The organism is Candidatus Accumulibacter sp. ACC005, from assembly GCF_907163215.1.
GTDB classification, from domain to species: Bacteria; Pseudomonadota; Gammaproteobacteria; order Burkholderiales; family Rhodocyclaceae; genus Accumulibacter; species Accumulibacter regalis.
This window is the reverse complement of the sequence record NZ_CAJQUB010000007.1, coordinates 66961-79675: the sequence shown is the minus strand read 5'-3', so window position 1 is coordinate 79675 and position 12715 is coordinate 66961. Positions and strand designations below refer to the sequence as shown.

General features: G+C 66.6%; 7 protein-coding genes and 1 pseudogene. 3 read left to right on the top strand and 5 right to left on the bottom strand.

Annotated elements, in window-relative coordinates:
• Nucleotides 1-102 precede the first annotated feature (102 nt).
• The gene (locus QZ613_RS09765) at nucleotides 103-2073 is read left to right on the top strand and encodes a TRAFs-binding domain-containing protein (protein ID WP_291982170.1); all 1971 of its coding nucleotides are present in this window, start codon (nucleotides 103-105) and stop codon (nucleotides 2071-2073) included.
• A 30-nt stretch (nucleotides 2074-2103) separates the two neighbouring features.
• Here the strand turns inward: QZ613_RS09765 and QZ613_RS09760 are convergent, their stop codons facing one another.
• Nucleotides 2104-2685: a DJ-1/PfpI family protein gene (locus QZ613_RS09760; RefSeq protein ID WP_043570742.1), complete on the bottom strand. Its 582-nt coding sequence runs from the start codon at nucleotides 2683-2685 to the stop codon at nucleotides 2104-2106.
• 321 nt (nucleotides 2686-3006) lie between these two features.
• On the opposite strand from QZ613_RS09760, the pseudogene acnA reads away from it, so the two are divergent.
• Nucleotides 3007-5725 (top strand): annotated as a pseudogene (gene acnA / locus QZ613_RS09755) (aconitate hydratase AcnA).
• A gap of 48 nt (nucleotides 5726-5773) precedes the next feature.
• On the opposite strand, the gene QZ613_RS09750 reads toward acnA, so the two are convergent.
• The gene (locus QZ613_RS09750; protein ID WP_291862361.1) at nucleotides 5774-7423 is read right to left on the bottom strand and encodes an ATP-binding protein; all 1650 of its coding nucleotides are present in this window, start codon (nucleotides 7421-7423) and stop codon (nucleotides 5774-5776) included.
• Between the two features lie 420 nt (nucleotides 7424-7843).
• Between QZ613_RS09750 and QZ613_RS09745 the strand changes: the two genes are divergently transcribed.
• On the top strand, nucleotides 7844-8992 hold the full coding sequence (locus tag QZ613_RS09745) for a GNAT family N-acetyltransferase (protein WP_291862364.1): 1149 nt from the start codon (nucleotides 7844-7846) through the stop codon (nucleotides 8990-8992).
• A 69-nt stretch (nucleotides 8993-9061) separates the two neighbouring features.
• Here QZ613_RS09745 and QZ613_RS09740 read toward each other — a convergent pair whose 3' ends face one another.
• The 3 genes from QZ613_RS09740 to QZ613_RS09730 all read right to left on the bottom strand — a co-directional run bounded on the left by QZ613_RS09740 (nucleotide 9062) and on the right by QZ613_RS09730 (nucleotide 12646).
• The gene (locus QZ613_RS09740; RefSeq protein WP_043570735.1) at nucleotides 9062-9898 is read right to left on the bottom strand and encodes a Sir2 family NAD-dependent protein deacetylase; all 837 of its coding nucleotides are present in this window, start codon (nucleotides 9896-9898) and stop codon (nucleotides 9062-9064) included.
• A complete protein-coding gene (locus QZ613_RS09735) occupies nucleotides 9899-10798 on the bottom strand; it encodes a radical SAM protein (RefSeq protein ID WP_043570731.1) in 900 nt (299 codons plus the stop codon). It abuts the gene before it with no gap.
• A 99-nt stretch (nucleotides 10799-10897) separates the two neighbouring features.
• Complete coding sequence (locus QZ613_RS09730) at nucleotides 10898-12646, bottom strand: cation:proton antiporter (protein ID WP_291862371.1); 1749 nt, start codon at nucleotides 12644-12646, stop codon at nucleotides 10898-10900.
• Nucleotides 12647-12715: the final 69 nt, after the last annotated feature.

The following is a 12715-nucleotide window of genomic DNA, read 5'->3' as shown; positions in this document are numbered from 1 at the left end:
GGCGAATCGCGTCGGATCCGCCTCCTCGCCATGACTTTGGTATGGTGACCAGCACTACACGAGCGCTCGGTATCGGTCGCTTGCCTTTGCTCGGAGACGGGAATGAAAGCACACGCCTTTGTCGCCATGCCTTTCGGCAGCAAGCCGGGGCACGATGGGCAGCTGATCGACTTCAATCGCGTGTACGCCGAGTACATCCGGCCGGCGCTGGAGGCGGCCGGGATGGAGGTCTTCCGGGCCGACGAAGAGGAGCGTCCCGGCGACATCCGCGCCGACATGTTCCAGGAGCTGCTGCTTGCCGACCTGGTCGTCGCCGACCTGACGCTCGACAATCCGAATGTCTGGTACGAGCTCGGCGTCCGCCACGCGCTGCGCGCGCGCGGCGTCGTGCTGGTGCAGGGGCCGCGCCCCAGCCAGCCCTTCGACATCTATACCGATCGCAAGCTGCGCTACACGCTGAAGGACGGCGCCCCCGACCCGGCGACTCTGGCGGCGGACTGTGCGGCGTTGACGGCGATGGTGCGCGCCAGCATGGCCAGCTCGACGCGGCGCAAGGTGAGCCCGGTCTTTCAGCTGATCCCCAATCTCGAACAGCCGCAGTGGCGGCAGTTGCTGCTCGAGCAGCGCAACGAGTTTTCCGACGCCCATGCCAGCTGGGATCGACGAATGGAGATTGCGCGGCAGAAAAACCGTCCCGGCGACATTCTCGTGCTCGCCGACGAGACGCCGATCCGCGCCCTGCACCGCGAAGCCAAACGCACTGCCGGCAACGCCCTGCTCAAGCTCAAGCAGTATCAGCTGGCACTCGAGCAATTCGACCTGGCGCTGGCCATCGACGCCGACGACAAGGCCAGCCGGGAGAAAAAGGCGGTCTGCCTGGGTCGCCTGGGCCGCTTCGAGGAGGCGCGCGAGTGGGTGCGGCAGCTGACCCGCGACTATCCTCGCGATGCCGAATGCTGGGCCCTGCTCGGGCGCGTCGAAAAGGAGAGCTGGCTGGCGCGCTGGCGCCAGCCGGGGCTCACGCCAGCACAGATGCAGGCCGCCGCCAGGCACGAGAATGCGGCGCTCGGCGAGGCCATCGAACCCTACTACCAGGCTTTCATCGCCGACCCGGCGCACCACTACTCGGGGATCAACGCGCTGACCCTGCAACTGCTGCGCCGGCATTGTGGCGGCGAGACCAGCCAGACGGTGATCGACAACCTCATCGGTGGTGTCCTGTGGTCCAGCCTGACCGCCCAGGAGCGCGACCGCAAGGACTACTGGGCGCGCGCCAGCTACGCCGAACTCTGTTTGCTGGTCAATCCGCTGGCCAGCGTCGGCAAGGAATACGCGAACATGGTGGCGGCGGCCAACCGCGACTGGTTCGCGCTCGATTCGAGTCGCCAGACGCTGTACCTGCTGCGCGACATCGACTTCCGGCCAGCCGAGACGGCTGCCGCGCTGGCCATCGTCGAACGCGAGATCGAGCGCAGCAGCCCGCCGTTCGAGCCGCGCCAGGTACTGCTCTTCAGCGGTCACATGATCGACGCTGCCGGCCGCGAACCGCCGCGCTTTCCGGCCGACAGGGAGGCGCTGGCGGCGGCGAGGATCGCCGAGGCGCTCGACCAGCTCGGCGCGGGCGCCGGTGATCTGGCGCTGTCGCAGGCCGCCAGCGGTGGCGACCTGCTGTTTCTGGAAGCGTGTCAGGCGCGCGGCGTCCGCCTGCAACCGATGCTGCCTTTCGAGGAGCCCGAGTTCATCGAGCGCTCGGTCCTGGCGGCGAGCAACGGCGAGCACTGGCGGCAGCGCTATTTCACGCTGACCGCCATGCTCGCCGACGAGCCGCGCATCATGCCGGCGGAGCTCGGTTCGCTGCCGACAGACGTGCGCGGCGAAGCGGCGAACGCTTACGAGCGCTGCAACCTCTGGCTGCTGTATACGGCCCTGGCCTGGGGGATCGACAAGGTGCGTTTCATCTGCCTGTGGAACGGCGGTGGCGGCGACGGCCGCGGCGGAACCGCGCACATGTACCACGAAGTCAAGCGGCGCACCGGGCGGGTGAGCTGGCTCGATACGCGCAAGCTGTGGTGAGCCGCCGCTCCCCCGCCGCTGCTCAGCGCCTCATGGCTCGATGCGCGTTCCCAGGACCTTGAGGAACTTGGCCAGCCAGTCGGCGTGTGCGGGCCAGGCGGGCGCGGTGATCAGGTTGCCATCGACCACCGCCTCATCGATCGGGATGTCCGCGAAGTTGCCACCGGCCGCGCGCACCTCTGGTGCGCAGGCCGGATAGGCGCTGCACGAGCGTCCGCCCAGGACACCGGCGGCGGCCAGCAGTTGCGCACCGTGGCAGATGGCGGCGATCGGTTTTCCGCTGCTGGCGAAATGCTGCACCATGGCGATCACCGCCGGGTCGAGACGCAGGTATTCCGGGGCACGGCCACCCGGAATGACCAGCGCGTCGTAGTCTTCGGCATTCACCGTCGCGAACTCGGCGTTGAGCGTGAAGCGGTGTCCCGGTTTTTCGCTGTACGTCTGGTCGCCTTCGAAATCGTGGATGGCGGTGCGCACCTGTTCGCCGCCGGTCTTGCCCGGGCAGACGGCGTGCACCGTGTGGCCGACCATCTGCAAGGCCTGGAAAGGGACCATCGTTTCGTAGTCTTCGGTGAAATCACCGGTCAGCAAGAGGATCATTTTTGCGGCCATTCGGGTCTCCTTGGCGTGAGGGTGGTGAGCGCTTGAAAGAAGCGTCACGAGGTTGATACGCCTCGATTGTATACAAAGCGTGTCCGGCGCGCAGGCGCGGGTCGGTGGCGGGGGCCGGGGCAGTGCCGGGCGGCGCGCCGTTTCCTCTACAATGTGGTGGCGGAGGATTAGGGTCTATTATTAGGCAGTCGCCTGTCAGAACTCGCTCACAGCTGCCGCGACGCAGGCCGCGCTGGCGGATTGTCCAACCGGGGAAAGAGTCGCACTGCCAGCTATCTGCCTGTTTCCCGTAGCTCGCACAATTCCGTCCGGAGGTCCTTCATGTCGCACTCGCCGTTCAATACGCTCTCCCGTTTCAATCCGCCCGCTCAGCCCGAGGCGCTGTTCTACTCGCTGCCGGCGCTGGCCGCGGCCGAGGTCGGCAACATTGCTCGCCTGCCGGTGTCGCTGCGCATCGTGCTGGAATCGTTGCTGCGCCATTGCGATGGTCACCGGGTCAGCGAGCGGAACATCCTTGAGCTCGCCCAGTGGCAGCCACGTGCGCCGCGCAGCGAGGAGATCCCCTTCGTCGTCGCGCGCGTCGTGCTGCAGGACTTCACCGGCGTGCCGCTGCTCTGCGACCTGGCGGCGATGCGCCACGCGGCGCAGGCCAGCGGCCGCGACCCGCGCAGCATCGAACCCCTGGTGCCGGTCGATCTGGTCGTCGACCATTCGGTACAGGTTGACCATTACGGTACGCCACAGGCGCTGGAGCAGAACATGCGCCAGGAGTTCGCGCGCAACCACGAGCGCTACCAGTTCATGAAATGGGGCATGCAGGCGTTCAACACCTTCCGCGTCATTCCTCCCGGCGTCGGCATCGTGCACCAGGTCAATCTCGAACACCTCTTTGCCGGCGTGCGCCGGCAGGAGACGGCGCGCGGCAACCTGTGTTTTCCCGACACGCTGGTCGGTACCGACTCGCACACGACGATGATCAACGCCGTCGGCGTCGTCGGCTGGGGCGTCGGGGGCATCGAGGCCGAGGCGGCGATGCTCGGGCAGCCGGTCTATTTTCTCACCCCGGACGTGGTCGGTGTCGAACTCGTCGGCCGCCTGCGCGAGGGGGTGACGGCAACCGACCTGGTGCTGACGGTGACCGAGCTGCTGCGCCGCCAGAAGGTGGTCGGCACCTTCGTCGAGTATTTCGGCGAGGGCGCCAGTACGCTTGACGGTCACCGACCGCGCAACGCTGGCCAACATGGCGCCCGAGTACGGCGCGACGATGGGATTTTTCCCGGTCGACCAGAAGACGGTCAACTACCTGCGCACCACCGGCCACAGCGAAGCCGACTGCGAGTTGTTCGAGGCCTATTTCCGCGCCCAGGGGCTGTTCGGCATCCCCCGTGCCGGCCAGATCGACTACTCGCGCACCGTGCGCCTCGACCTGTGCAGCATCGTTCCCTCGCTGGCCGGCCCGAAGCGGCCGCAGGACCGTATCGCGCTGCCCGATATGGCGAGCAAGTTCAATGCCCTGTTCAGCGCACCGGAAGCGGAAGACGGCTTTGCCCGGCCGCCCGAGGCGCTGATGCAACGCTACCCGACCGAAAGGGCTGGGGTCGCTCTCGGCAACGGTGACGTGCTGATCGCGGCGATCACCTCGTGCACCAACACCAGCAACCCGGTGGTGATGATCGCTGCCGGCCTGCTGGCGCAGAAAGCGGTGGCCCGCGGGCTGCACGTGCAGCCGCACATCAAGACTTCCCTGGCGCCCGGATCGCGCGTGGTTACCGATTACCTGGAGAAGGCAGGCCTGCTCGCGCCGCTCGCCGAACTTGGCTTCGCGCTGGCCGGCTACGGTTGCACGACCTGTATCGGCAATGCCGGCGACCTCGATCCGGCGTTCAACAAGGCGATCAGCGAAAACGGGCTGGTTGCCGCAGCCGTGCTTTCCGGCAACCGCAACTTCGAGGCGCGCATCCACCCCAACCTGCGCGCCAATTACCTGGCTTCGCCGCCGCTGGTCGTGGCTTTCGCCATCGCCGGGCGGGTCAATATTGACCTCGACAGCGAAGCGCTGGGTGCCGGTGCCGACGGCCAGCCGGTCTTTCTGCGCGACGTCTGGCCAACGTCGGAGGAAATCGACTCGCTGCTCCCCTTTGCGCTCGATGCGGAGACCTTCCGCCGCCGCTACGCCGACGTCAGCGCCGACCAGGATCTGTGGAAGGCCATCGAGGCGCGCAGCGGCGCGCTCTACGACTGGCCGTCGTCGAGCTACATCGCGCGCCCGCCGTTCTTCGAATTGCCTGCCCTGCCAGCGGGCGATATCACCGGCGCACGCGCGCTGCTGCTGCTTGGCGACTCGGTGACCACCGATCACATTTCGCCGGCCGGCTCCTTCGGCGAGGCGACGCCGGCGGGCGCCTGGCTCAGGGAGCAGGGCGTCGAGCGTGCCGACTTCAATTCCTATGGCGCACGGCGCGGGCACCACGAAGTCATGATGCGCGGTACCTTCGCCAACGTCCGCATTCGCAACCTGATGTTGCCGGCGGACGCCGCAGGGCGTCGACCGGAAGGCGGCTACACCCTGTTCGATGGCCAGCAGATGACGGTTTTTGACGCCGCGATGGCCTACCTCGAACGTGGCACGCCGACGATCGTCGTCGCCGGCGAAGAGTACGGCACCGGCTCGTCGCGCGACTGGGCGGCCAAGGGAACGCGGCTGCTTGGCGTGCGCGCCGTGATCGCGCGCAGCTTCGAGCGTATCCACCGTGCCAATCTGGTCGGCATGGGCGTGCTGCCCTTGCAGTTCATGGCCGACGACTCGGCGACGGCACTGCAGCTGCGCGGCGACGAGAGCTTCGAAATCCTCGGTCTGGGGCCGGAGCTGGTGCCCATGCAGAACCTTACGCTGAGCATCACTCGCGCCGATGGCGAGCGCCTGGAGCGCCCGCTGCTGTGCCGCATAGACACCCCGATCGAGGTTCAGTACTACTGGTCGGGCGGCATTCTGCCGTACGTGCTCGGCGAACTGATGGCCGAAGGGGCGGCAGGTCACTGAGTGCCGGCTGCTGCCGGCGGCGTCTTCCCGGCACGCCCGCGGCCGGGTCTATGCGAGCGTTGCCGGTTCGCTATCGGGACGACCGGCGATAGGCAGTGACACACGAAAGCGCGTGCCGACGCCCGGGGTGCTGAAGACCTCCATTCGCCCGCCGTGCTTGTTGACGATGCCATAGGAAACGGAAAGTCCGAGGCCGGTTCCCGTTCCGACCGCCTTGGTGGTGAAGAACGGTTCGAAAATGCGCTTGCGAACCTGCTCGCTCATGCCGCTGCCGGTGTCTTCGATCTCGAACCAGGCCATGGCTCCGTCATGGCCGCTGCGGATGCTGATCGTGCCGCTGCTTTCGATGGCCTGCGCGGCATTGACCAGCAGGTTCATGATCACCTGATTGACCTGCGGCGCATTGCACCGCACCTCCGGCAGGTCACCCGGAACGAAATCGATTTTCGCCTTGTATTTGAGCTCGTTCCAGACCACGTTCAGCGTACTCTTGATGCACGCGTTGAGGTCGACCGCTGTCCACTCGCCGGAATCGATGTGCGAGAAATCCTTCAGGTCCTGGACGATCTGGCGAACGCGTTGCAGACCATCGTCCGATTCGTGCAGGAGGTCCTTGAGGTCGTCGCGCAGATAGTCGAGATCGATCGCTGTGCGCAGCGCCTGCAGTGTGGCGGCGGCGTCGGCCGGCAGTTGCAGTTTCTCGGTCACCGCCGCGTAGGCGTCGATCAACTTGAGCAGGCCGTCGGTGTAGGTGGCCAGCGTGCGCATGTTCGAGCTGACAAAGCCGACCGGATTGTTGATCTCGTGCGCCACCCCGGCGGCCAGCTGGCCGATCGAGGCCATTTTTTCCGCTTGCAGCAGCTGGCTCTGCGTGTCTTCCAGACGGCGGTTGCTTTCCTTGAGCTGCAGCAGATTCTCTTGCAGCGCCTCCTCGGCGCGCTTGAACTGGCTACGGTCTTCGACCAGCCAGATCGTTCCCTTGCCCGGATCCTCCGGATCGATCAGGTAGGCGATCATGTTGGCCCAGAATCGACTGCCGTCGGCCCGTTGCAGGAACTGTTCGTGCTGGAATGGCCTGCCCTGCGAGAGCAGCGGGGACGCCAGGCGCCCGATTTCGGCATAGTCCTCGTCGCTGGGATAGAGCGCCCGGCCGGGCAGGCCGATGGCGCTCTCGCCAGGGTAGCCGAAGAGCTCGGCAAATCTCGGGTTGTAGCGCGCGAGTTTGCGTTCGCGGGTAAAAAGAATGGCCACCGAGGCGTTGTCCATGATCGCCTGCATTTCAGCCAGCGCCTGCCTGTGCGCTTCATGGACACGGCGTGCTTCGCTGACGTCTTCGAGAATCCAGACCGTTCCCTGATCGGTACGCCGCGGATCGACCGCGCGCCCGTAGACGTGAAACCAGACGAGCTGCCCGTCGCGGCGCTTGTATTGCCAGTCGCTCTCGAAAGCCAGGCCAGCCGCGAGCAGGGGACCTGCCTGTCGGCCGATTTCCTCGTAGCTTTCCTGCGACGGATACATGTCCCGGCCGGGCAGCCCTTCGAGTTCCCCCGGACGGTAGCCGAGCAATTCGACGCTGCGCCGATTGCAGCGATAGATGGTCCGATCGCGGGTGAAGACGATTCCCACCGCCGCGTTGTCGAAGATCGCCCGGTATTCCCGCAGCGCGTCGGCGCCATGCGTTTGCCTGCTCACGTTCATTTCGCAACCACCTGCGCCGAAGGGCGTCGTTGGCGGGCGATGATGCACCAAAGCTGCACACCTATCAAGGGAAAGGACAAGCGCCGTGGTGGGCGCAGTACGGAACCTAGGAATGCCAGCGCCGACAGGGTTTCAAGCGGCTGTCCGGCGTGCTGAAAGTCGCGTCGGAGATGCGGCGCCAGAGCGCCCTGCACGTCATTGCGAGGAGGCGTAGCCGACGCGGCAATGACAGTGGCTGGGGAATGCCTGGCCGGATGTGGCGGCCAGGGCAGCTCTGCACTGGCCTCCCGGGTCTTGTCGTGCCCGACTTCCGGCGTGCGCCCAGCCAGCGCCGGGTGACGGTCGCGACGGGCACGCCTGACGTACCATTGACGCTGCTGCTTCATCCGCCAAGCTACCGCCATCCTCCGGGAGAACCTTTTGCAGTCCTGCATTTCGATCACTGTCGCGCCGTCGGCGAGTGCGCTTCCGCGCTCGGCGTGGGCGCGCCTCTGTCCGGCCGGGCATCCGTTTCTGAACGCCGATTTTCTGACCATCATCGAGCAGCACGGGGCTGCGGCGCGTGCGTGGGGATGGGCCGCCCGCCATCTGCTGGCGAGCGACGAAAGCGGCGCCGTCGTCGGTCTTCTGCCGCTCTACGTGAAGACCCATTCACATGGCGATTTCATCTACGACTGGTCGTGGGCGGCGGCTTACCGGCAGCTCGGCCGGGAGTACTACCCGAAGCTGATGAGCTGCCTGCCGCACACGCCGGTGGCCGGGCCGCGCTTTCTCGTCGCCGCCGGGCCGCAGGCGGCCAGCGTTCGCCAGGCGCTGGTCGATGGCGCGCGCAAGCTGCTCGCCAGCGCCGGACTGTCTTCATGGCACGTCGCCCTGCCCGACGACGACGAGGTGCAACGGCTGCACAACGCGGGCCTGTTGATCAGCCACGACGTGCAGTTCCACTGGCTGAACCCCGGCTGCGGCGATTTCGACGGCTATCTGGCGACCTTCAGCGCCGCCAAGCGGCGCAAGGTGAAAGCCGAGAGGCGGCGGGTGCAGGAGAGCGGCCTGGCAATAGAAACGCGCCACGGGGATCAGATCGATGCTGCCGAATGGCCTCTGCTGCACGCCCTCTACGCCGACACTTTCGAGAAATTCAACAATCATGCCGTTTTCTCGGCCGCCTGTTTTGCCGACCTGGCGACCGCGCTGGGCCGCCGCATGGTCGTCTTCGTCGCCCGTGATCGCGGGCTGCCGGTGGCCGTGGCGATCTGTTTTCGCAGCGACGAAGCGCTCTACGGGCGCTACTGGGGGAGCAGCGGCCACTACCACAGCCTGCACTTCGAACTCTGCTTCTACCAGGGCATCGCCTATTGTCTGGAGCACGGACTGGCGCGCTTCGAGCCCGGCGCCGGCGGCGAACACAAGCTGTCGCGCGGCTTTACGCCGACCGTCGTACATTCCGCACACTGGATTGCCGATCCGGAAATGCGCGCCTTGCTTGCCCGTCATCTGGCGCAGCAGGGGCAGGCGCTGGCCGACTATCGCGACCAGGCGGCAGAGCACCTGCCGTTCCGGCGTGATTGATGGCCGTCGCCGCCGGCCTGCGGCGGGCCAAGGCGATCCTGGCGCGATTGCTGCCGACGGGCGAGTGCGTTATTTCTGGTCGAGACGCGCAGCGATGGCGCGCAGGGCTTCCAGTCCCCCGCCGGCGATCGCCACGCCGGTGCTTCCCTTTCCTTCGGGCAGTTGCGGCTCGCCGGGGTTGATGCGAATCAGATGCCCCTTGAGGCGCTCGCCGAGCCGACGCACGGTGGGAATGTGGGTGCCCGCGCCGACTTCGATGACCAGCAGGCGTTCGACGCCGCGCAGCCAGGCTTGCAGGCGACCTTCCTGGGCGTCGCTGCGCTGCGCCAGCCATCCCCAGTCGCCGAACATGAGGATATTCGGGCGGGCGATTTTCCGGCAGCGGGGGCAGAGCGGCCACTCGCCGGTGAGCAGACATTCGCTTTCGTCGATCTCCGGGTCGAAGTCGTCGGCGGGCCAGATGTCGCCCGGATCACCCGTGCAGTCGGCGCTGCACTGCAGGTGATGGATGGACCCGTGGCATTCGCTGATGCGATGGTCGGCGAAACCGGCTTTCTGGAATTGCCCGTCGACGTTGCTGGTGAACACGAAAGCGCCTTGCGGCAGCATTGTGCCGATGCGGCGCAGGATGGCAAAGCCGGGGTGGGGAACGGTCCGCCGGTAGAGCTTGAGGCGATGCCCGTAGAAGCCCCAGGCGAGGCGGGGGTGGCGTGCGAAGGCGGCCGGGTTGGCGATCTGCTCGAAGGCGATGCGTGCGCGACCGAGCGCCGGGTAAGCGCCCCAGAAGCCCTGCGTGCCGCGAAAATCGGGCAGTCCTGAATCGACGCCGATGCCGGCGCCGGCAGTGATCAGCAGGCCGTCGGCCTGGGCGATCAGTTCGGCGCAGCGTGCGTAGTCGGTGGCCACTTACAGCCCCCGCGCCCAGTCCGGGCGCAGCGCCGCGCCTTGCGGATCGGCGATCGCCTGCCGTACCTGCTTCAGGAGGCGCTGCTTGTCCGCCCCCAGCGTGCCCTTGAGGACCAGCCAGTTCGACGCGTGATCACTGCGAAAGACCGTGCGCGTCAGTTGCAGCTGGTCGAGAAAGGCATCCATTTCGACGAACAACTCGCGTTGGCTCAGCGCTCGCCAGTCGGGAAAACCGGCGCGGAAGCGCTCTTCGCCAAGAGGGAAGCTGACGACCAGCGTCGCCAGGTATTCGGGTTGTGTGGCGTTGACCAGGCGCGCCGAGTTTTCAGCGTGGCGCAAGGACAGCGCCGGGCCGCCGAGGCCGTTGAGAATCATCACCGAGCGGGTGATGCCGGCGGCGCCGAGCTTGTCGAGCGCGGCCCGCGTCGAAGCGAAGGTCTCGCCCTTGCCGACCCGTGCGAGGACTTCATCGTCGCCGGACTCGGCGCCGACGTAGGCGATCGACAGGCCGGCGGCAGCCAGTTCGCTCAGTTCGTCGACCGACTTGCGGCGCAGATTGCGCGGCAGGCAGTAGCTCGAAACACGGCGCACGGCGGGCAGGTGCTGGCGGATGGCGTCGAGGACGGCGAGCAGGCGGCGCGTCGGCAGGACCAGGGCGTCGCCGTCGGCCAGGAAAACGCGGCGGATTTCGTTGCCGAAGCGTTCGCCGGTGCGCGCGATGCTTTCGAGCACCTCGGCCTCGTCGCGGGCACGAAAGCGCTTCTGCGGCGCGGTGTACATCTCGCAGAAGGTGCAGCGATTCCACGAACAACCGTCGGTGATCGGCAGGATCAGCGACTGCGCTTCGCTGGGTGGCCGGTAGACGGGTTCGATGTAACGGATCGGGATCACGGATGACATGGCCTTGGTGACGGCGACAGCTTGGGCAGGCGATCTGAGGGGTTCAATGGTAGCCTGCTTTTGGGCCTTGGCGCTGGCCCGCAGCGCGGCGTGCCGCGCTCAGGACTTCCGGTCATGGTGGGCTGCCGACGGCCGACCTTCGGGGCCGGAGCGCACCAGTGCGTAGTCGGCGCTGCGCACTTCGCGCAACAGCAGGTCGGTTTCGGCATTGCTGATACCCAGCGACTCCAGGGTTTCGGCGGCCAGGCGCAGGCTTGCCTCGAGCGTTTCCGGATAGGCCTTGCTGACGCCGGCTCGCAGCAGGGCTTCGCAGCTGGACAGGTCGCGCGCACGGGCGACGATGTTCACTTGCGGCAGCTGGGAGCGAATCAGCGACGCGGCACGCACCGCCGTATGCCGCTTGTCGATGGTCAGCACGACCAGGTCGACGTTTTGCAGCGAGGCGGCGATCAGCAACTGCGGGTCGCCGAGGTCGCCGTAGAAGACCGGATGACCCTCGGCGCGCCATTTGGCGACCAGCGCGGCGTCGGTGTCGAAGGCCACGTAGGAGATGCCGGTACTGGCCAGGATGGTGCCGACCGTGTGGCCGACGCGGCCGTAGCCGCCAATGACCACGCGCACGGCCGGTTCGTCGCCTTGCCCGGCGTAGTGGAAGCTCTGGTGCACGGCGGCGGGGGCTTCGGAAGCGCGTTCGGCGAGCGCGTTGCCGAGCTTCACCAGCATCGGGGTGAGCAACATGGTGATCGAGATGACCGCCGCGCCCATGACGAAGAGGCGATCGTCGATGATGCCCAGCGCCTTGGCGGCGCCGAAGAGAACGAAGCCGAACTCACCGCCCTGGGCGAGCAGGAAGGACACCTTCAGGGCAATGCTGCGCCCGGTTCCGAAGCCCAGACAGAGGAGGTAGAGAACGAGAGCCTTGATGGCGATGATCGCCAGTACGTGGCCGCCGAACTCGAAGGGGTGCTGGACGAGGACGCCGATGTCCAGCGACATGCCGACAGCGACGAAGAAGAGGCTCATCAGCAGCCCCTTGTGCGGCTCCATGCCGGCCTCGATCTGCAGGCTGTAGCGCGAGGTGGACAGCATCATTCCCATCAGGAAAGCGCCCAGGGCCATCGACATGCCGGCGTGGTGCATCGCCCCGGCAGCAATGAACACGGCGCCCATGGCCGCGAGCAGAAAGGCCTCGCGATTGTTCTGCCGTGCCAGATGGTCGAGGATGCGCGGTACCAGGTAGCGACCGCCGACGACGACCAGCGCGACCATCGCCGCGGCCAGTCCAATCTGCTCCCACAGGGGCATGTCCTTGGGCAGGGGCCCGACGTCGGCGAGGACAGGCACCAGCGCCAGCAGCGGCACCACCGCCAGATCCTGCATCAGCAGCACGGCGAAGGCGGTCTGTCCGTGATGGCTGGCGATATCGCCCTGGTCCCTAAGCATTTGCACGACGAAAGCGGTGGACGAGAGGGCAAAGCTGCTGCCAATCAAGAGGGCCGTACCCCAGCCATGCTCGAAGAGCCTGAAATAGCCGGCGATCAGCAGCGCGGAAAGCAGAATCTGCAGAGAACCGAGGCCGAAGAGCGTGCGCCGTAGGTCCCAGAGGTGGCGTGGCTTCATTTCCAGGCCGATCAGGAACAACAGCAGCACCACCCCGAGTTCGGTGAACTGGCGCACGTCCTCGACGTTGGCGGTGACGAAAGGCCCCGCCGTATGCGGGCCGACGATGATGCCGGTGACCAGCAGGCCGAGGACCGAACCGAGGCCGAAGTGCCGGAACACGGCCACGGCGATCGAGGCGACGACTAGCAACAGCACTGCGGAGTCAACGAAGGACTTGGGGTCCATGGGACGGTATCCGAGAGCTCGCCCGGGTGGGCCGACAGGCCAATACTAACTTGCTTTCGCACACTTGGC